This is a genomic window from Streptomyces sp. NPDC000404, assembly GCF_040300365.1.
In the GTDB taxonomy this organism is placed as follows: Bacteria; Actinomycetota; Actinomycetes; order Streptomycetales; family Streptomycetaceae; genus Streptomyces; species Streptomyces ramulosus.
Genome location: NZ_JBEPDN010000017.1, coordinates 56,229 through 75,713, shown reverse-complemented (window position 1 = coordinate 75,713; position 19,485 = coordinate 56,229). Strand labels below are relative to the sequence as shown.

At 71.4% G+C, this 19,485-nt stretch carries 19 protein-coding genes; 14 read left to right on the top strand and 5 right to left on the bottom strand.

The features are described 5' to 3' along the window. The first annotated feature begins 127 nt into the window (after positions 1-127). Positions 128-367 (top strand): hypothetical protein, encoded by a 240-nt coding sequence (locus tag ABT345_RS28990; protein ID WP_345086835.1) that lies wholly within the window; start codon positions 128-130, stop codon positions 365-367. A gap of 102 nt (positions 368-469) precedes the next feature. On the opposite strand, the gene ABT345_RS28985 is transcribed toward ABT345_RS28990, so the two are convergent. Then, on the bottom strand, positions 470-1,735 hold the full coding sequence (locus tag ABT345_RS28985; protein WP_345086833.1) for an MFS transporter: 1,266 nt from the start codon (positions 1,733-1,735) through the stop codon (positions 470-472). 363 nt (positions 1,736-2,098) lie between these two features. Between ABT345_RS28985 and ABT345_RS28980 the strand changes: the two genes are divergently transcribed. Both ABT345_RS28980 and ABT345_RS28975 read left to right on the top strand, forming a co-directional pair. Then, the gene (locus tag ABT345_RS28980; protein ID WP_345086831.1) at positions 2,099-3,244 is read left to right on the top strand and encodes a ferrochelatase; all 1,146 of its coding nucleotides are present in this window, start codon (positions 2,099-2,101) and stop codon (positions 3,242-3,244) included. Between the two features lie 122 nt (positions 3,245-3,366). Further along, positions 3,367-4,167, top strand: coding sequence for an inositol monophosphatase family protein (locus tag ABT345_RS28975; protein WP_345086829.1), 801 nt, complete (start codon positions 3,367-3,369; stop codon positions 4,165-4,167). 67 nt (positions 4,168-4,234) lie between these two features. Here ABT345_RS28975 and ABT345_RS28970 read toward each other — a convergent pair whose 3' ends face one another. After that, entirely contained in the window at positions 4,235-4,408 is a 174-nt protein-coding gene (locus ABT345_RS28970) for a hypothetical protein (RefSeq protein ID WP_169750012.1), read from the bottom strand. A 303-nt stretch (positions 4,409-4,711) separates the two neighbouring features. Here ABT345_RS28970 and ABT345_RS28965 point away from each other — a divergent pair, with 303 nt between their 5' ends. The 4 genes from ABT345_RS28965 to ABT345_RS28950 all read left to right on the top strand — a co-directional run bounded on the left by ABT345_RS28965 (position 4,712) and on the right by ABT345_RS28950 (position 8,334). Beyond that, entirely contained in the window at positions 4,712-5,365 is a 654-nt protein-coding gene (locus tag ABT345_RS28965) for a response regulator transcription factor (protein WP_030285276.1), read from the top strand. Between the two features lie 4 nt (positions 5,366-5,369). Further along, positions 5,370-6,629, top strand: a complete 1,260-nt coding sequence (locus ABT345_RS28960) for a sensor histidine kinase (RefSeq protein ID WP_345086826.1) — start codon at positions 5,370-5,372, stop codon at positions 6,627-6,629. 545 nt (positions 6,630-7,174) lie between these two features. Then, positions 7,175-7,477 carry a DUF4193 domain-containing protein gene (locus ABT345_RS28955; protein ID WP_016575747.1) on the top strand — a complete coding sequence of 101 codons (303 nt, stop codon included), beginning with the start codon at positions 7,175-7,177 and terminating at the stop codon, positions 7,475-7,477. Positions 7,478-7,491: 14 nt separating this feature from the next. Continuing rightward, entirely contained in the window at positions 7,492-8,334 is an 843-nt protein-coding gene (locus ABT345_RS28950; RefSeq protein ID WP_386461372.1) for a hypothetical protein, read from the top strand. Positions 8,335-8,347: 13 nt separating this feature from the next. Here the strand turns inward: ABT345_RS28950 and ABT345_RS28945 are convergent, their stop codons facing one another. Then, positions 8,348-8,791, bottom strand: coding sequence for a DUF3093 domain-containing protein (locus tag ABT345_RS28945; protein WP_345086821.1), 444 nt, complete (start codon positions 8,789-8,791; stop codon positions 8,348-8,350). 58 nt (positions 8,792-8,849) lie between these two features. Between ABT345_RS28945 and ABT345_RS28940 the strand changes: the two genes are divergently transcribed. The 3 genes from ABT345_RS28940 to ABT345_RS28930 are packed head-to-tail and all read left to right on the top strand — an operon-like array spanning position 8,850 to position 10,727. Next, positions 8,850-9,443 (top strand): PaaI family thioesterase, encoded by a 594-nt coding sequence (locus ABT345_RS28940; RefSeq protein ID WP_345086819.1) that lies wholly within the window; start codon positions 8,850-8,852, stop codon positions 9,441-9,443. Continuing rightward, positions 9,440-9,961 carry a dUTP diphosphatase gene (gene dut, locus ABT345_RS28935; protein ID WP_143941510.1) on the top strand — a complete coding sequence of 174 codons (522 nt, stop codon included), beginning with the start codon at positions 9,440-9,442 and terminating at the stop codon, positions 9,959-9,961. Before ABT345_RS28940 ends, dut begins: the two co-directional genes overlap by 4 nt. A gap of 1 nt (position 9,962) precedes the next feature. After that, a complete protein-coding gene (locus ABT345_RS28930) occupies positions 9,963-10,727 on the top strand; it encodes a DUF3710 domain-containing protein (RefSeq protein WP_345086815.1) in 765 nt (254 codons plus the stop codon). A gap of 318 nt (positions 10,728-11,045) precedes the next feature. On the opposite strand, the gene ABT345_RS28925 is transcribed toward ABT345_RS28930, so the two are convergent. Continuing rightward, on the bottom strand, positions 11,046-11,870 hold the full coding sequence (locus ABT345_RS28925; protein ID WP_345086813.1) for a MerR family transcriptional regulator: 825 nt from the start codon (positions 11,868-11,870) through the stop codon (positions 11,046-11,048). A 531-nt stretch (positions 11,871-12,401) separates the two neighbouring features. Between ABT345_RS28925 and ABT345_RS28920 the strand changes: the two genes are divergently transcribed. After that, positions 12,402-13,073, top strand: coding sequence for an ABC transporter ATP-binding protein (locus tag ABT345_RS28920; RefSeq protein WP_345087015.1), 672 nt, complete (start codon positions 12,402-12,404; stop codon positions 13,071-13,073). A gap of 429 nt (positions 13,074-13,502) precedes the next feature. Then, positions 13,503-14,354 (top strand): pentapeptide repeat-containing protein, encoded by an 852-nt coding sequence (locus ABT345_RS28915; RefSeq protein ID WP_345086811.1) that lies wholly within the window; start codon positions 13,503-13,505, stop codon positions 14,352-14,354. Between the two features lie 315 nt (positions 14,355-14,669). Here the strand turns inward: ABT345_RS28915 and ABT345_RS28910 are convergent, their stop codons facing one another. Continuing rightward, a complete protein-coding gene (locus ABT345_RS28910; protein ID WP_386461368.1) occupies positions 14,670-15,242 on the bottom strand; it encodes a GNAT family N-acetyltransferase in 573 nt (190 codons plus the stop codon). Between the two features lie 800 nt (positions 15,243-16,042). Here ABT345_RS28910 and ABT345_RS28905 point away from each other — a divergent pair. Together ABT345_RS28905 and ABT345_RS28900 are read left to right on the top strand one after the other, a co-directional pair. Continuing rightward, entirely contained in the window at positions 16,043-18,625 is a 2,583-nt protein-coding gene (locus tag ABT345_RS28905) for a DUF4118 domain-containing protein (RefSeq protein ID WP_345086806.1), read from the top strand. A gap of 136 nt (positions 18,626-18,761) precedes the next feature. After that, a complete protein-coding gene (locus ABT345_RS28900; protein WP_345086804.1) occupies positions 18,762-19,445 on the top strand; it encodes a response regulator in 684 nt (227 codons plus the stop codon). Positions 19,446-19,485: the final 40 nt, after the last annotated feature.

Genomic DNA, 19,485 nt, shown 5'->3' with positions numbered 1-19,485 from the left:
ACATGAGGCGGAAGCGGGGGAAGGTGTCTCCTCCCGGACATGTTGCGTCGACTTGTGTGTCGCTGGGTGGCGTGTGGGGTGCGTCTGTGCGTCGGCACGGGGCGTTGCCGGTCGCCTTCAGGGGGGTGTGACTGTCGCCTTCGGTCCGATTGTCAGAAGGTTGCCGGCGTCACCTGATGGGCGTTGCCTTTTGTCGCTGTCGCTGTCGCTGTCGCTGTCGCTGTCGCTGTCGCTGTCGCTGTCGCTGTCGCTGTCGCTGTCGCTGTCGCTGTCGCTGTCGCTGTCATCGCTGCGCCTCGGTGGGGGCGTGGCGTTGCCCCGTGCGCTGCTCAAGTCGCTGCGCGGCACTGTCGACAAAGCGACTTAAGGGAAAGTGGCAGTCACAGTCACCGAACGACGGTCACCCCGTCCGCCCAGCCACCCCCACAACACCTCCAAGTGAGCCCCCCACCCCGAGCACCCACCCCGCCTACGACACCCGCTCCCCATCGGACTCCTCCGCGTTGCCGGCTGGGCCGCCCTGCTGTACCACCCCGGAAGGCGCGGCCTTCGGGGCCGCAGGGCGGAGGCGGCGGTATCCGAGCAGGGCCACCACGGCGCCGAGGAGTCCCGCGGCGCACGGTACGAGGTAGCCGCGCTGCGCGCCCATGGCGTCCACCACCGAGCCGGCGGCGGACGAGCCGAGCGCGACGCCCACCGCGAGGCCGGTGCTCGTCCACGTCATGCCTTCGGTCAGCTTCTCCCGGGGGACGTGCTCCTCGACCAGTGCCATCGTCGTCACCATCGTGGGCGCGACCGACAGCCCCGCGACGAACAGTGCGACGCCCAGCAGCGGCAGCGTTCCCGCCAGTTGCAGCGGCACCATGCTCAGTGCCATGACGCATACGCCCACCACCCACCGGCGGGATGCGTGGCCCTTCAGGTGCAGCAGTCCGAACACGGCGCCCGCCAGGCAGGAGCCCAGCGCGTAGACGGCGAGGACGAGGCTGGCCGCTCCCTTGTGGCCGTCCGCCTCGGCGAAGGCGACGGTCACCACGTCGACCGAGCCGAAGATCGCACCCGTCGCCACGAACGTCACCACCAGCACCCGCAACCCCGGTGACCGCAGCGCCGACCCCGCGGTATGGGCGACGCGCGGATGCGGCGCCGGCTCCGTGGCGCGTTGTGCCGTCAGCCAGAACACCCCGGCCACCAGGAAGACGGCTGCCAGCAGCGGCCCCGACTCCGGGAACCATGTCGTGCACAGTCCGATCGACAGGATCGGACCGAAGATGAAGCAGCACTCGTCGACTATCGACTCCCACGAGTACGCGGTGTGCAGCTCGCGCGGTGAACCGCGGTAGAGCGCCGCCCACCGTGCCCGCACCATCGAGCCGACGCTCGGCACGCACCCCGCGCACGCCGCGAAGACGAACAGCGTCCAGTCGGCCCAGCGCTGCTGCGCGCTGAGCAGGAGACCGGCGACGGCGGTCACCGACACCAGCGTCGCCGGGCGCAGCACCCGGCGTTGCCCGTGGCGGTCCACCAGCCGGGAGATCTGTGGCCCCAGGAGCGCCGCGGACAGGGCGAGCGTCGCCGACAGCGCTCCGGCGAGGCCGTAGCGGCCGGTCAGCTGCGAGATCATGGTCACCACGCCGATGCCCAGCATCGACAGCGGCATCCGCCCCAGGAGTCCGGCGGCGGAGAAGGACTTGGTGCCGGGCGGGCCGAAAATGGCGCGGTAGGGACTGGGCAACGGGGGTGCTCCGCCGGGTGAGAACCGAAAGATCGGTAAGGGACGTCTGTAGCCGATACAGCTTACGGTGACGGAAGCGCGACCGCCGCCGAATTTCTGGCCCTTTCGTCCCCCCATCGGCACGGCCCGGTGCGGCCCCGATTACGTCCGCCCAGAGGAGGGCCGATTCCTGGGGCGACGCTCCCGGGCACGTCTCTGCGGCGGTCCGCCCGACAGGGAGAGCGCAACGCGTCCCGCACGGGGCAACACAGCCACGCGCCACGCGCCGGCGCAGCCCCGCTCCACGGGGCGACGCGGCCCGTGCCACATACCGGCCGCCGGACCTGCCCGTCGCATCGCGGCGAAGGGTGGGAGGATCGGGACATGCCCGAACAGTGCGATCCCCGTCCTTACGACGCCCTGCTGCTGCTCTCCTTCGGTGGTCCCGAGGGCCCCGACGACGTCGTCCCGTTCCTGGAAAACGTCACCCGCGGCCGCGGCATCCCCCGCGAGCGTCTCAAGGAGGTGGGCCGGCACTACTTCCTGTTCGACGGCGTCAGTCCCATCAACGCCCAGAACCGCGGCCTGCTGGACGCACTGCGCAAGGACTTCGCCGATCACGGCCTGGACCTGCCCGTCTACTGGGGCAACCGCAACTGGGCGCCTTATCTGACCGACACCCTGCGCGCGATGGTGCGCGACGGCCACCGCCGTATCGCGGTCCTCGCCACCAGCGCGTACGCCTCGTACTCGGGCTGCCGCCAGTACCGCGAGAACCTCGCCGACGCACTGGCCACCCTGAAGGCCGAGGGGCTGGCCGTCCCGCAGGTCGACAAGCTCCGGCACTACTTCAACCACCCCGGATTCGTCCGCCCGATGATCGACGGCGTGCTCGCCTCCCTCGCGGCGCTGCCCGAGGAGGTCCGCGACGGCGCGCACCTCGCGTTCACCACCCACTCCATCCCCACCGCCGCCGCCGACACCTCGGGCACCCCGGCCGACCACACCACCGACGGGGCGGGCGGCGCGTACGTCGCGCAGCACCTGGACGTGGCCCGGGTGATCGCCGACGCGGTGCGTGAGGAGACCGGCGTCGACCGCCCCTGGAGCCTCGTCTACCAGTCGCGCAGCGGCGCTCCCCACATCCCGTGGCTGGAACCCGACATCTGCGACCACCTGGAGGAACAGCACCGGCAGGGCGTTCCGGCCATCGTGATGGCCCCCATCGGGTTCGTCTCCGACCACATGGAGGTCAAATACGACCTCGACACCGAGGCCGCCGCCAAAGCCGCGGAGCTGGGCCTGCCCGTCGCCCGGTCGGCGACGGTCGGGGCCGACCCCCGCTTCGCCGCCGCCGTCCGCGACCTCGTCCTGGAGCGCGCCGCGGCCGAACGCGGTCTGGACCCCCGGCGCTGTGCCCTGGGCGCGCTGGGCGCCTCCCACGACCTGTGCCCCGTCGGCTGCTGCCCGGCCCGGGCCCCCCGCCCCGCGGCCGCCGGCGCCGACTGGACCGGCCCCGCTACCCCCTAGGGCAGGTCCGCAAAGTCCACGCCCCCGGGCCACCTCTCCGTACGGCGTGGGGCGCCTCGCAGGAGCGCGCCCCACGCCGTCATCCGCCCTCCCGCCCGCCGCTCGACCGAGCAAGGAGCCCCGTGTCCGATCCGCTGTACGACGAACTTCTCCAGCTGGCCTTTGAGGCCGCCGACCGGGCCGGCCGGCTGCTTCGCGACGGCCGCCCCGCCGACCTCGGCGTGGCCGCCACGAAGACCAGCCCCATCGATGTCGTCACCGAGATGGACATCGCCTCCGAGAAGCTGATCACCGGCTTCCTCACCGAGCACCGGCCGCACGACGGATTCCTCGGCGAGGAGGGCGCCAGCGTCACCGGCACCAGCGGGGTGCGCTGGGTGATCGACCCCGTCGACGGCACCGTCAACTACCTCTACGGGCTGCCCTCCTGGGCCGTGTCCATCGCCGCGGAGAAGGACGGCGAGACCGTCGTCGGCGTGGTGGCCGCCCCGATGCGCGGAGAGACCTACCACGCGGTGCTGGGGGGTGGTGCGTTCAACAACGGGGAGCGCGTGCGCCACCGGCCCGCGCCCCCGCTCTCCCAGGCCCTGGTCGGCACGGGCTTCGGCTATCTCACCGAGCGCCGGATAGGACAAGCCGAGGTGGTGCGCGCTCTGGTGCCGCAGGTCCGCGACATCCGGCGCGGGGGATCGGCCGCCATCGACCTGTGCGATGTGGCGTGCGGCCGCCTCGACGCCTACTACGAGCGCGGCCTGAACCCGTGGGACCTGGCGGCCGGGGTGCTCATCGCCCGCGAGGCCGGGGCGCTCACCGGTGGCCGCCCCGGTGAACCCGCCTCCCAGGAGCTGACCGTCGCCGCGTCGCCCGAGGTGTTCGGCGTGCTGCAGCCGCTGCTGGAGGACCTGGGCGCCTGGCACGACTGACGGCGCTGCGCACGACTGCGCCCCGGTACCTGTGTGGTGACCGGGGCGCGGTGGTGTGCGGTGGACGTCAGGCGCGGACCGCGCCGACCTCCACTCCGTACTCGCTGGCCAGGCGCTGCAGGTCCTCGAGCTCCGCCTGCTCGACGTCCACGAGGTAGTCGTCGCCCGACGCACGAGCCCGGTCCAGAACGGCTTCGGTGTTCCGTATGCGCTGCAGAATGCCTGCGGTGAACGCGTCCATGGTGCGCCCCCTCGTCGTGGGTCCGGGTTGGCACTGGTGTGCCGACGGGTGGGTCGATCACGGCATGATCCCTGCGGAGGGTCGTCAAGGGACGCCCGGCGGGGCGTGATCGAGGGTGTGCAGTCGTCCTCCCCCCGCGTCACCTCACGGAAACCTCAACCCGCCCGCGAATCCGGCGAATCGGGGTCCGCGCGCCCCGCGAGCCCCTCTTACCGCCGGTTTATGGCTCTTCGGGGCAGGATGGAAGGGCTCTGAGACATTGATGTGCCCTGCCTGGCGGGGCTCTGCGGAAGGAATTGCGACGTGCGTGTTCTCGTCGTCGAGGACGAGCAACTGCTCGCCGATGCGGTGGCCACCGGACTGCGCCGGGAGGCCATGGCCGTCGACGTGGTCTACGACGGCGCAGCGGCGCTGGAGCGGATCGAGCTGAACGACTACGACGTCGTGGTCCTCGACCGTGACCTGCCGCTCGTGCACGGCGACGACGTCTGCCGCCGCGTCGTGGAGCTGGGCATCGCCACCCGCGTCCTGATGCTCACCGCCTCCGGGGACGTCAGCGACCGGGTGGAGGGCCTGGAGATCGGCGCCGACGACTACCTCCCCAAGCCGTTCGCCTTCACCGAGCTGACCGCCCGGGTGCGCGCCCTGGGGCGCCGTACCACCGTCGCCCTGCCGCCCGTCCTGGAGCGGGCCGGCATCAAGCTCGACCCCAATCGCCGCGAGGTCTTCCGGGACGGCCGGGAGGTGCAGCTCGCGCCCAAGGAGTTCGCGGTCCTGGAGGTGCTGATGCGCAGCGAGGGCACGGTGGTCTCGGCCGAGCAGCTGCTGGAGAAGGCGTGGGACGAGAACACCGACCCGTTCACCAACGTCGTCCGTGTCACGGTCATGACGCTGCGCCGCAAGCTGGGTGAGCCGGCCGTGATCGTCACCGTCCCCGGTTCGGGATACCGGATCTGAGCTGATGCCTCCCTTCTCCAAGGCGACCCCCACGCCTCCTCCCACCCCGCCCAAGCCGACCTGGGATCCGAAACCGGTCAACGTCCGGCCCTTCCCCTGGCTGCGCCCGACGATCCGGATACGGCTCACGCTGCTGTACGGCGGCATGTTCCTGATGGCCGGGGTCGTGCTGCTGACGATCATCTACATCCTCGCGGCCGACGCCCTGGGCGCCGGGAACCAACTGCCGTTCAAGATCATCGACGCGCAGAGCCTGCGGATCTCCAGCAGCACCTGCAGCGGCCTGTCGTCGGTCGCCGACGTCGAGCAGCTCAACCGCGCGGTCGACCACTGCATCCAGCAGCAGCGCACCTTCGCACTCAACACCCTCCTCAACCGTTCGCTGCTGGCGCTGCTCGGCCTGACGGTCGTCGCGTTTGCCTTCGGATACGCCATGGCCGGGCGGGTCCTGTCGCCCCTGGGGCGGATCACCCGCACCGCGCAGCGGGTGGCCGGTTCCGATCTGCACCGCCGGATCGAGCTGGGCGGGCCCGACGACGAGCTGAAGGAGCTGTCGGACACCTTCGACGAGATGCTGGACCGCCTCGACCGGGCCTTCGAGTCGCAAAGGCGCTTTGTCGCCAATGCCTCGCACGAGCTGCGCACCCCGCTGGCGATCAACCGCACCCTTCTGGAGGTGCAGCTCGCCGACCCGGATGCGTCACCGGAGCTGACACAGCTCGGCAAGACGCTGCTGGCCACCAACGAGCGCAGTGAGCAGCTCGTGGAGGGACTGCTGCTGCTCGCCCGCAGCGAGAACAAGATTGTCGACAAAAGGCCCGTCGACCTCGCCGAGGTCGCCTCCCAGGCCGTCGACCAGGCCCGCAGCGAGGCGCAGGAGAAGGGCATCGAGTTCCGGGGCGCGCGCCATCAGGTGTTCGTCCAGGGCAACGGCGTCCTTCTGGAGCGGATCGCGCTCAACCTCGTGCAGAACGCCGTGCGCTACAACGTTCCCGAGGGCGGCTGGGTGGAGGTCACCACCGAACCGCAACCGGGCTGCGCGGTGCTGATCGTCTCCAACACGGGCCCGGTGGTCCCCGCCTACGAGGTGGAGAACCTCTTCGAGCCGTTCCGGCGGCTGCGCACCGAACGGACCGGCAGTGACAAGGGCGTCGGCCTGGGGCTGTCCATCGTCCGCTCGGTGGCCCGCGCTCACGACGGCACCATCACGGCGGAGCCGCGCGAAGGCGGTGGCCTCACGATGCGGGTGGTGCTCCCGCTGTGAGGCGCTCGCCGCCCGGCGGGGCGGCGAGCGGCCTGTGCGGCCCGCTGGAGCGCCGGCAGCGGCTTTCGTACGTCATCGGGCGTATGCGTGTACGAAAGCCCGCTGGGCGGCCGTACAGCGCCATAAGGGCGATGCGCGGTTTGACGGAACGGGGGCCCGGCGGTCATCCTTCGCCGAGTTCGCTTTGCGCGGAATTCGGACGGCCTTCGCGCCGCCCTTTCCGTGTGTGATCGCTCACAGCGGTCACATTCCGCCCCTCCACCCTCCGTGATCGAAATGCCGGGCAAAAAGCCGGGAAAATCCGGGTTTCCCGGAGCCCTGATCACGGGAAGTACACGGGTTGGCATCCGCGCGATGCGGCATTCGGACCGTGTACGGTCCAGTTCGCCATCCAAACCGATCACCCCTTCCGGGTGCGGTTGGGTGTCGATTGAGTAACAGACCTTGATGTGAGGCAAAATCTCCGCCTCAGGTCGGGCACAAGTCCGGCCTCTCACGCGTTACGAGCGCTGAGACACCGCAGACACCCAGAGGGGGAGAGCGACATGGCTACGGATTACGACACCCCACGCAAGACCGATGACGACCTCAACGAGGACAGCATCGAGGAACTGAAGTCGCGGCGGAACGACAAGTCCGCCTCGGCTGTCGACGTCGACGAGTTCGAGCAGGCCGAAGGCCTGGAACTCCCCGGCGCCGACCTGTCCAACGAGGAGCTCGCCGTACGGGTCCTGCCCAAGCAGCAGGACGAGTTCACGTGCATGAGCTGCTTCCTGGTCCACCACCGCAGCCAGCTCGCGGCGGAGGACAAGAACGGCAACCCGATCTGCCGCGACTGCGCGGCCTGAGACCGGTCGGCGCCGTGGCAGGCGTGAACCCGTTCCGTAAGGGCATCAAGGGCGGGAAAGGCCCGGCGGCCGGCGCACGATCACGCGGAGAAAACGCGCCCGTGCCCGCCGACCCCACCGCCCTCCCCACGGAGCGGACGGCCGGCTCACCGCAGGAGCGAGGCCGCGTGGCCTCGCTCGCCGCCACGATCGGCAAAGGCGCCGTACGCGGCGGCGGCAGCGCGCGGGCCCAGCTCGCCGCACTCGCCGACCGGCTCATCGCCATCGCCCCGCGGATCCCCGTCCGCGACCTCGCGACCCTGCGCACCCAGTTCCCCGGCCTGACCCCCGAGGAACTCGCCGACAAACTCGTCGCGGGTGCCATCAGGTCCACCGCGGCCGTCGGCGCCGGTGTCGGGGCAGCCGCCATGCTGCCCGTACCACCGGCGATGCCGACCCAGCTGGCCGCCGAAGTCGTCGGCGTGGCCTCGATCGAGATCAAACTCATCGCCGAACTCCACGAGGTCTACGGCCGGCGCCCCCAGGGCACCACCCGGCAGCGCGGCTTCGCCTACCTGACCTCCTGGACCGAGGAGCGCGGCATCGACGTCGCCCGGCCCGCCACGCTCACTCTCGCGCTCGGCGGCCAGACCAGGCGCGAACTACGCCAGCAGATCATGAAGCGCACCCTGCGCAATCTGCCGAACCTCACGCCGTTCATGGTCGGCGCCGCAGTCGGTGCGTTCCTCAACCGCCGCGAGACGGGCAAGCTCGCCGACGCCCTCCGCAAGGACCTCCGCGCCCACCAGGTCCCCTGGGACGCCCTCCCCGGTGCCGCGTCCCCCGGCCCGCTCCCCGGGCCGCAGGACACCGCCTGACCCCGGCCGCCCGTCAGGCGCGCGCCGCCGCCAGCGCCGCCACCAGGCGCTCCGGGTCCCGCGTCGACAGATACGCGTACGGCGTCGGATCCGACGGGTCGACGATCTCCACCCGCACCGCGGTCCGGATGTAGCTGCGCAGCATCATGAACGCCCGCGCATCGGCCTTGTACGTCCGCCAGGCCACCGTCTCCTCGGCGTCCAGCGCCCGCGCCTCACCCAGCGCCGCCACCGGGATCTTCGCGTCCCCCGCGATCAGCGCGTCACCTACCACCCGGATCCGCGCCGACCCGTACGCGCTCACCACCACGGCCGACAGCGCGCCCCCGCCGATCAGCCCGCCGAGCATCGGCAGCGTCCCCACGGGGAGCAGCATCAGGGCGCAGGCCACACCGATCAGCGCGGCGACAAGCCACCAGGAACGGGGCGCGGTGAGACGTTCTTCGTACGACTGCATGCCCCAAGCTTGGCACGGCGGCGCAGGCCCTCGGCGCGCGCGGGTAGGGTCTCCCCTCGTGAGTGGAACTGACGAACCCAGGACGCGGCTGACGCCCCCCGAAGGCGCCGTCGCCCCGGTCCGGCACCCCGACGCCCCGGCACCCGGCGAACTCCTCGGCGCCCATTACGACCGCTGCTTCGGCTGCGGCGAAGGGCAGCAGCACGGCCTCCACCTGGAGGCCCGCGCCGGCGACGGCGTGAGCGTCCGCGCCGAATTCACCGTCAAGGAGGCCCACCAGGGCGCTCCCGGCCTGGCCCACGGCGGCGTACTGGCCACCGCACTCGACGAGACCCTGGGCTCGCTGAACTGGCTGCTGCGCGTGATCGCGGTGACCGGCCGCCTGGAGACCGACTTCCTGCGCCCCGTCCCGCTGGGCACCGTCCTGCACCTGGACGCCCGCGTCACCGCCGTCCACGGCCGCAAGATCTACTCCACCGCCGTCGGCCGGATAGGCGGCCCCGACGGCCCCGTCGCCGTCCGCGCCGACGCCGTTTTCATCGAGGTCAAGGTCGACCACTTCATCGACAACGGCCGCAGCGAGGAGATCCGGGCCGCCATGGAGGACCCGGACCAGATCAGGCGCGCCCGCGCCTTCGAGGTGAACCCGTGAGCGAACGACGCAACCCGGTCGACGTGCTGCTGCGCCGTCTCGACCCCGAGGTGCCCGTCCCCTCGTACGGGCATCCCGGCGACGCGGGTCTCGACCTGGTGACCACCGAGGCCGCCGACCTCGCCCCGGGCGAGCGCGCCGTGCTGCCCACCGGGATCTCCCTCGCCCTGCCCGACGGGTACGCCGCCTTCGTGCACCCGCGGTCCGGTCTCGCCGCCCGGTGCGGACTGGCGCTGGTGAATGCCCCTGGGACGGTCGATGCCGGGTACCGTGGAGAGATCAAGGTGATCGTGGTCAATCTGGATCCGCGCGAGAGCGTGCGGTTCGAGAGGTTCGACCGGATCGCCCAATTGGTCGTCCAGCAGGTCGAGAAGGTGCGCTTCCACGAGGTGGCGGAACTTCCCGGCTCGGCGCGGGCCGAGGGGGGATTCGGGTCCACCGGCGGTCACGCGGCGGTGGGCGGCTCCACGGGCGGGAATGAATACGCATCGGTCGGTGCCGACCGGGAAGGACAGTGACGTGTTCGGACGTCGCAAGAAGAACGAGAGCGCGCACGAGCCGGCGGAGGACACGGAACTCGCCGACGAGACCGCGGTGAGCGCAACCGACGCGGACGTGGAGGAGGAGCGAGTCGCCCTGCCGCCCGCGCCCCGTCCCGACGGCCCCTGGGACGTCTCCGAGGTCACGAACCCCGGCGAGGGCCGTGTCGACCTGGGAGGACTCTTCGTCCCCGGCGTCGACGGCATGGAGCTGCGGGTGGAGGTCGCGGGTGACGCGATCGTCGCCGCGACCGTCGTCCTCCAGGACAGCGCCGTGCAGGTGCAGGCGTTCGCCGCACCCCGCAACGAAGGCATCTGGGGCGAGGTCCGCGAGGAGATCGCCTCCGGCATCACGCAGCAGGGCGGCGTCATCGACGAGGTCGAGGGTCCCCTCGGCTGGGAACTGCGCGCCCAGGTGCCGGTGCAGCTGCCCGACGGCACCAACGGTGTGCAGGTCGTGCGCTTCGTCGGGGTCGACGGTCCGCGGTGGTTCCTGCGCGGTGTCATCTCCGGCCAGGGCGCGGTCCAGCCGGAGGCCGCCAGCGTGCTGGAGCACATCTTCCGGGACACCGTCGTCATTCGCGGTGACGCTCCCATGGCGCCCCGTGACCCCATCGTCCTGAAGCTTCCGGACGATGCCCAGATGGTGCCCGACGGCGTCCAGCAGGAGCCGGCCGAAGGCTCCCGCTTCGGCGGCGGCGTGGAGCGCCTGGAGCGCGGACCGGAGATCACCGAGATCCGCTGACCGTGCGGCTGCGCCGCGCGGCTCGCCGGCCGTGCGCCGTCGGCGGTGCGGTGGGTTCGGTCGAGCGTTGAGTTACGGATGCCCGTGGCTGTACCCGGGAGGGTGTGGCCACGGGCATCCGTGCTGTGCGTCGTGCGTTCGGGGTGAGTGCGGCTTGCGGGGCGCAGAGTCGATTTGTTGCTTTGGCGTCACTGCGTCACTGCGTCACTGCGTCACTGCGTCACTGCGTCACTGCGTCACTGCGTCACTGCGTCACGTCGCTGTCGCTGTCGGTGGGTGGTGCTCTGGTGTCGGTTGGCGGTGAGGTGACTGTCACCGTCAGCGGCGGGTGATGGGTTCCTGGAGTTCGGTGACCCAGTGCGCGGGGTCGTCGTCGCAGGCGAGATAGAGCTCCCGGGCGTACCCGGTGGAGCGGTAGCCGTTGGCGTCGATCCAGCGGGCCAGTGTCTGGGCCGTGGGGAGGACGGCGTCCATGGAGCCGCGGTGCACGATGGTGGCTGCGTTCTCGATCGCGGGCAGGTCTACGACGGTCAACCCGTGCGGACCGCCGGGTGCAGCCGTGACAGGGATCGCGGCGTGTACGCGTACCGCCTCGCCGGAGCCGGGGGCCGCTTCGTAGTACGCGAGTGGCGGGCCGGCCGGTGCCACGGCTGCGTGGTCGAGCCTGCGGCACAGCTCGTCGAAGAGCGGGCCTACGACCGGACCGATGGCTTCCGGCGCGAAGCTGTCAGCGGTGGCGCCGAGTTCGGCTACGCGTACCGGCGGAGTGCGCTTGACCACTACTTCGTCGGGGCTCATATGTCCTTCGCTTTCGATCGACCGGAGCCTCGTCTCGACGCGTACCAGCTGTGCCGCTGCCGCCGCCATGGCTGCCTCCAGTTCTGCCTGCCGCAGCCGCAACATCCCGCGCAACTGCTCGGGCTCCACTGTCTCGTCGAGGATTTCCTGGACCTGCTGGAGCGTGAAGCCGAGGTCTTTCAGGGCGAGGACGCGGTTGAGGCGGGCGAGTTGGGCCGCCTCGTAGAAGCGGTAGCCGTTGACGGGGTCGACATGAGCAGGGCGCAGCAGCCCGAGTGCGTCGTAATGGCGCAACATGCGGACGGACACGCGGCCGTGCCGGGCGAAGTCTCCGATGGTGAACATGACGTTCCTCAGTCCATGACCTCACACGGTGTGAGGGTCAAGGCTAAGAGGACGCGGGGTGGTGACCTGGGCCGAGCGAGATCTCAAGGCAGGTGGGGCAGGGTGGTCTCCGGGAGCTGCTCTGCTTGTTGAGGAGCGGATGGGGCAGCCTGCGGCGCGGTGCACGAGCCGGGCCGATGTGTGAGTTATCCACAGGCGTTGCCCGGTCCGTCGGGCGCTACGCATACTGACGCCGTCGGTGGGCCGACGCCGTGCGACGTGAGTCGTCGGTCGGTCTGCAGCGGTGAGGGTTCGGGTGCCGGGAGCCTGATGGGGATGATGCCCCGGCGGTGCACGGACCGAGTGGCGCACGTGCGGGGAGCGCGCGGCGGGAACGGGGGAGTGGGCATGGCGGTCGGGAGCGGTAGCGGGGAGCAGAGCGGTAGCGGGAAGGTTCGCAAGGGCCTTGCGCGACGAGGTGGTTCGGGGCCCGGTGGCGGGACGGTGGTGGCCGGCGGAGTGGGAAGCGCGATCGAGGGGTCGGACCGGCCCATGGTCGTGGTGCGGGACCTGCACCGGAGTTATGGGCGGGGCGCGGGAGCGGTGCATGCGCTGCGCGGGGTGTCCTGCGAAGTACCGAGAGGCGAACTCGTTGCCCTGCGTGGCCGATCGGGTTCGGGGAAGACCACGCTCCTCAACCTCATCGGCGGGCTCGACACCCCCGATGTGGGGCAGGTCACCGTGGACGGGACGACCCTGGCCGACCTCGACGAGAGCGGGCTGCTGGAGATGCGGCGCGACCGAATCGGCTTCGTCTTCCAGACGTTCGGGCTGATACCGATCCTCAGCGCGGCCGAGAACGTCGGGGTTCCGCTGCGACTGCGCCGCATGCCGTCGCGGGAGCGGGAGGAGCGGGTGGCGTTGCTGTTGTCCCTCGTCGGGCTCGCCGACCACATGAAGCAGCGCCCCGGTGAACTCTCCGGTGGACAGCAGCAGCGCGTCGCCATCGCCCGGGCGCTCGCCAACAGGCCGTCTCTCCTCATCGCGGACGAACCCACCGGTCAGTTGGACGCCGAGACCGGAAGAGAGGTGATGGAACTGCTGCGGGCCGTGGTTCGCAGCGAAGGTGTCACGGCGCTGGTCGCCACGCATGACCCGCACCTCGTTGGCCTGGCGGATCGTGTCCTTGAGCTGAGCGACGGGGCGATCACGGCGGGCAAGTGAGGGGGAGAGCGGTAGGTGGCGCCTGACCAGGGGGGCCTGGGGGAGGAGCCGGGTTGGGTGCGTCGACGGGGTGTCGGGGGATGGGGACGGGGGAGCGGGCTGTAGCGGGCGTGAGTTGAGGTGTGCGCGTGGTGTGGGGCGTGAGGCGGTGGGCCGGGGGCGGCGATGCCTGCATTGGTTATGGGCGGGCTGTGACTCGTGGGCGGTGCCCGTGACCTTTCGCGCTTGATGCTGCGAGCTGTGCTTGCACTGTCTCGGTGGCGGTGGCGGTGGCGGTGGCGGTGGCGGTGGCGGTGGCGGTGGGTGGGGAGGGGGAGGGGGAGGGCCCCAAAGAAAAGAACGAGCATGTCGCCCGTCACTTCGGAAACAATGGGTCGCTCCTCGGCGTGGCAATGGGTGGCGCCTTCTTGTGGTGGGAGATGGCGGACCGTGTCCGAGAAGCGTGAACTGCCCGTGCTGGGAGCCGATGCCGCGGACCTGGAGTCGGATTGCTCAAAGTGTTTCGGGCTGTGCTGCGTCGCGTTGCCGTTCGAGGCCTCGTCCGACTTCGCGGTCGGCAAGGCAGCGGGCACGCCCTGTACCAATCTGCGGGACGACTTCCGCTGCGGCATTCACCATCGGCTTCGTGAGCGTGGCTTTTCCGGCTGCACGGTCTTCGACTGCTTCGGTGCGGGGCAGAAGGTCTCGCAAGTGACGTTCGGTGGGCGGCACTGGCGGGAGAGCCCTGGGGTGGCTCGTCGGATGTTCGAGGTGTTCCCTGCCATGCGACAGCTCCATGAACTGCTGCGATATCTGGCCGAGGCGTTGGCGTGGCCGCAGGCCCGCGCGATACGGGGCGAGTTGCGCCGGGCGTACGACGATCTCGACGGGCTCACGCGGGGCAGCGCGGAGGAGATCACCGGGGCCGATGTGGCGGTGATTCGGCAGCAGGTCAACGGCCTGTTGCTGCGGACCAGCGAGCTGGTGCGTGCCGACATACCCGGGCGGAAGAAGAATCATCGTGGTGCCGACCTGATCGGTGCACGGATGCACGGGGCGCGGTTGCGTGGGGCCAGTCTCAGAGGGGCGTATCTCATCGGCGCCGATCTTTCGGGCGCCGATCTGCGGAGTGCGGATGTGATCGGGGCGGACTTCCGGGACACCGATGTGTGTGGCGCGGACCTCACCGACTGTCTGTTCCTCACGCAGGCGCAGCTCAATGCGGCGAAGGGGGATGCCGCGACCAGGATTCCGTCGGCGTTGGTGCGTCCTGGGCATTGGTCCCTCTCGGGCGTTGGCTGACCTCGGGCGTTGGCTGCCTCCGGGCTTTGGCTGCGCTGAGCGCCGTATTGCTTCCTTGCTCCCGGGCATAGCGGAGGAGGGTGTTGCCGTGCGGCCGGTGAGGCGTCGTTACCGCCTCGAATCGCTCGCCAGGGGCTGGGCGTCGGACGTCCGGCCGTCCCCAGGCTTGCTCCGGCGTGAACATGGCGGCGAGCGGGCGAGCAGGCCGGGGCGGGAGCCGGGACGTTGCCCCGCTCTCGCGTCGGCCTCCGGACTGTTCGCCTACTACGTGCTGCATGCCGTCGCTGCCCAGGCCCCCTGTCGCCACGCGTCTCGTCACCACACGTCGCCGTCGCGCCAGTCGCAGGTCAACGGGGCGTCTGGGTCGAGCGACGCGGATACCGGCAGGACGTAGAGGCTGCCGTCCTCGTCCGGGGTGGGGCGGATGCCGGCGGGGGTGAGGGCCGAGGAGGGGCCGCGCCACAGGTGCCAGTCGCGGGCGGCGTAGAAGCCGGTGGCGGTGTCGGAGGCGGAGAGGGCGCCCAGTTCGTAGGCCTGACGGACCACGTGTTCCAGAGCTGTCATCAGGGTGGCGCCATGGCCCTGGCCGCGTCGGTCGGCGCGGACGCCCACGCCTTCCACGTAGCCGCAGCGCAGGGCCCGGCCGCCGTGGAGGAGGCGGCGGGGGATGACGGCGGCGTGGCCGATCAGCTCGTCGCCGTCGTGGAGGAGGGCGTGGACGCCGCCGAGTGCGTGGTCCCAGTCCGTGTCGTCCAGGCCGTCGAAGACGTCGTCCAGGAGTGCGCGGGCAGCGAGGCGGGTGGCCGGGGAGAGGGCCGAGGTGTGAGCGAGGGACAAGGTGGCGTTCCTGGTGGGGATGGTGGGAACGTTATCGGAGGTGATGGTCACCGGTGGGTGCTCCGTTCCGTGGGTGTCGCTCGGGGGCCGGGTTCGTCCGGTGTCCGGAGCGCCGGGGGAGGCGGCGGGGCGGTCCGGGGCGGCGTCGGCCTGCGGCGTCGGTTCGTCGGGCTGGACGGAGCCGGTCTCCGACGTCCGTTCGTCAAACCGGGCGGCGCCGTCCCCGGGCACCGGTACCGCTCCGTCCCCCATGGCGGTGGAGGGCGCAGGGCCTCCGGCCCGACCGGACTCCCGTCCCTGTGCCTGACCGGGCTCGTGCCCCCGCACCGGGTTCCCGCCGTCCCGAACCGTCCCGCCCGTCGCTCCGTTCATGCCACCCTCCCCATCAGCCATCAGCCATCAGCCATCAGCCATCAGCCATCAGCCATCAGTCATCCGTCATCCGTCGCTATTCGCACGGCGTTGCTGCCCCGGCCCTACGGCTCCGTGGCAGCTGCCGCTCCGTGTGCCGCCGCGATCGGCGTGTCGCCTCGGCCCCGTCGTCGTACCCGGTCCCCCTTTCCTACAGGACGTACCGGCTTCGGTAGATCGCATTTTCCGACCGGCCCGGGGTATCAGCCGCGCACCGAGGTCTGCTCCGGAGTCGGGCCCCGCGCCCAGCTCTCTCGCCCGGTCGGACGGTGCGCCGTGCTGGGGTCTCGTCGTCCGCGACACGCCTGCTTCACCCATCAGGGTCGCGTCAAAACCGGCGCCCGGGCCCGTTCCCAGGGGTCGTGGGAGGGGCAGCGGTGGGTACTGTCGGGAGCAGGCCCAGCCCGGTGGGGGCGGGCTTGACGTAAGACAATGAGGCCATGGCACGCGGCAAGCTACGGATATATCTCGGTGCGGCGCCGGGCGTCGGCAAGACCTACGCCATGTTGTCCGAGGCACACCGGCGTGTGGAGCGCGGTACGGATGTCGTCGTGGCGTTCGTCGAGGCGCACGGCCGGCCGCGCACCGAGGTGATGCTGCACGGTCTGGAGCAGGTGGCGCGGCGCGAGATGGAGTACCGCGGCGCGACCTTCACCGAGATGGACGTCGACGCGGTGCTGGCGCGGCGTCCGGCGGTCGCGCTGGTCGACGAGATGGCCCACACCAACGTGCCCGGTTCGCGCAACGAGAAGCGCTGGCAGGACATCGAGGAGTTGCTGGAGGCGGGCATCGAGGTGATCTCGACCGTCAACATCCAGCATCTGGAGTCACTCGGGGATGTCGTCGAGTCGATAACCGGCGTCCGGCAGCAGGAGACCGTCCCGGACGAGGTGGTGCGCCGCGCCGGACAGCTGGAGCTTGTCGACATGTCGCCACAGGCGCTGCGTCGCCGCATGGCGCACGGCAACATCTACCAGCCGGACAAGGTCGATGCCGCGCTGTCGAACTACTTCCGCCCCGGCAACCTGACGGCGCTGCGCGAGCTGGCGCTGCTGTGGGTCGCCGACCGGGTGGACGAGTATCTGCAGCAGTACCGCGCCGAGCACTCCATCCGGAGTACGTGGCAGGCGCGGGAGCGGATCGTCGTCGGTCTCACCGGTGGCCCCGAGGGCCGTACGCTGATCCGCCGCGCCGCCCGGATGGCGGCCAAGGGGTCGGGCAGCGAGGTGCTCGCCGTCTACATCGCGCGCAGTGACGGCCTGACGTCCGCGTCGCCGAAGGAACTGGCCGTGCAGCGCACGCTGGTGGAGGACCTCGGGGGGACGTTCCACCACGTCATCGGGGACGACATCCCGGCGGCGCTGCTGGAGTTCGCGCGGGGGGTGAACGCCACGCAGATCGTGTTGGGCTCCAGCCGCCGCAAGAGCTGGCAGTACGTGTTCGGGCCCGGTGTGGGGGCGACGGTCGCCCGGGAGTCGGGTCCGGACCTCGACGTCCACATCGTCACGCACGACGAGGTCGCCAAGGGGCGCGGGCTGCCGGTGGCGCGTGGTGCGCGGCTGGGGCGGGCGCGGATCGTGGCCGGGTGGCTGGTCGGGGTGGTGGCGCCGATGCTGCTGTCGCTGCTGCTGTACCGCGTCGACAACGGGCCGGGCGTCACCCACGACGGGCCGGGGCTCGCCAACGACGTGCTGCTGTTCCTCTTCCTGACGGTGATGGCCGCGCTGCTGGGCGGGCGGCTGCCGGCGCTGGCGTCGGCGGCGGTCGGATCGCTGCTGCTGAACTTCTACTTCACGCCGCCGACGCACACGCTGACGGTCAGCGATCCGCAGAACATCGTCGCCATCGTGATCTTCTTCGCGGTGGCCGTGTCGGTGGCGTCGGTGGTGGACCTGGCGGCGCGCCGTACCCAGCAGGCGGCGCGGCTGCGGGCGGAGTCGGAGATCCTCTCGTTCCTGGCCGGCAGCGTGTTGCGCGGCGAGACCAGTCTGGACGCGCTGCTGGAACGGGTGCGGGAGACGTTCGGGATGGATGCGGTGGCGCTGCTGGAGCGGCACAGCGACGTCGATCCGTGGACGTGCGCCGGGCGCGTGGGCGAGCCGGCGAAGGGCGCGCCGCTGCGCCGCCCGGAGGACGCGGATGTCGACATGCCGGTCGGTGACCACATGGCGCTGGCGCTGAGCGGCCGGGTGCTGCCGGCCGAGGACCGCCGGGTGCTGGCGGCGTTCGCCGCGCAGGCGGCCGTCGTGCTGGACCGGCAGCGGCTGGTGGGGGAGGCGGCGCGCGCCCGGGAGCTGGCGGAGGGCAACCGCATCCGGACGGCGCTGCTGGCCGCGGTCAGCCACGATCTGCGCACCCCGCTGGCCGGGATCAAGGCGTCGGTGACGTCGCTGCGCTCCGACGACGTGGCGTGGTCGCCGGAGGACGAGGCGGAGCTGCTGGCGGGCATCGAGGCGGGCGCCGACCGGCTGGATCACCTGGTGGGCAATCTGCTGGACATGTCGCGGCTGCAGACCGGCACCGTCACCCCGCTGATCCGGGAGATCGACCTGGACGAGGTGGTGCCGATGGCGCTGGGCGGGGTGCCGGACGGCAGCGTGACGCTGGACATCCCGGAGGCGCTGCCGATCGTGGCGGTCGATCCGGGGCTGCTGGAGCGGGCGGTCGCCAATCTGGTGGAGAACGCCGTGAAGTACAGCCCCGAGGGCTCGCAGGCGCTGGTGGCGGCGAGCGCGCTGGGCGACCGGGTGGAGCTGCGCATCGTCGACCGGGGGCCGGGCGTGCCGGACGAGGCGAAGGGCCGGATCTTCGAGCCGTTCCAGCGGTACGGCGACGCGCCGCGCGGTGCGGGCGTGGGCCTGGGGCTGGCCGTGGCGCGCGGTTTCACCGAGGCGATGGGCGGCACGCTCGCGGCGGAGGACACCCCGGGCGGCGGGATGACGATGGTGCTCACCCTGCGGGCGGCGGAGGACCGACCGCCCTCGGCCGGGCCCCGGTCGTCGACGGCCGGGGCCTTCACATGAGCGGGCCGGGCGAGCTGCCCGCGGGCCCCGGCGCCGCGGGCGCCGGCCCCGTCCCGTACGGCGCGTGCCGCGCCCCAGTCCCCTTCCGTTCCCCGGGCCGGTCGCCCGGGGTCCCGACATCGCGAGGAGAACGTCAGTGAACCGGGTGCTCGTGGTGGATGACGAGCCGCAGATCGTGCGGGCCCTCGTGATCAACCTGAAGGCGCGCAAGTACGAGGTCGACGCGGCCCCCGACGGGGCCACGGCCCTCAAGCTGGCCGCGGCCCGCCATCCCGATGTCGTGGTGCTGGACCTGGGCCTGCCGGACATGGACGGCGTCGAGGTGATCAAGGGCCTGCGGGGCTGGACGCGGGTGCCGATCCTGGTGCTGTCCGCCCGCCAGACGTCGGACGAGAAGGTCGAGGCGCTGGACGCGGGCGCCGACGACTACGTCACCAAGCCGTTCGGGATGGACGAGCTGCTGGCGCGGCTGCGGGCCGCGGTGCGCCGGGCGGAGCCGACGGGGCCCGCGGAGGCGGACGTGATCGTCGAGACGCCGGGCTTCACCGTCGATCTCGCGGCGAAGAAGGTCAACCGCGGGGGCCGGGACATCCGGCTGACGCCCACGGAGTGGCATCTGCTGGAGGTGCTGGTGCGCAACGCGGGCCGGCTGGTGAGCCAGAAGCAGCTGCTGCAGGAGGTCTGGGGGCCGTCGTACGGCAAGGAGACCAACTACCTGCGGGTCTACATGGCGCAGCTGCGCCGCAAGCTGGAGGCGGACCCGTCGCATCCGCGGCACTTCGTCACGGAGCCGGGCATGGGATACCGCTTCGAGCCGTAGGCCGGGATCGCCGTGCGCCCCGTGCCCGCCGCCCCGTGCG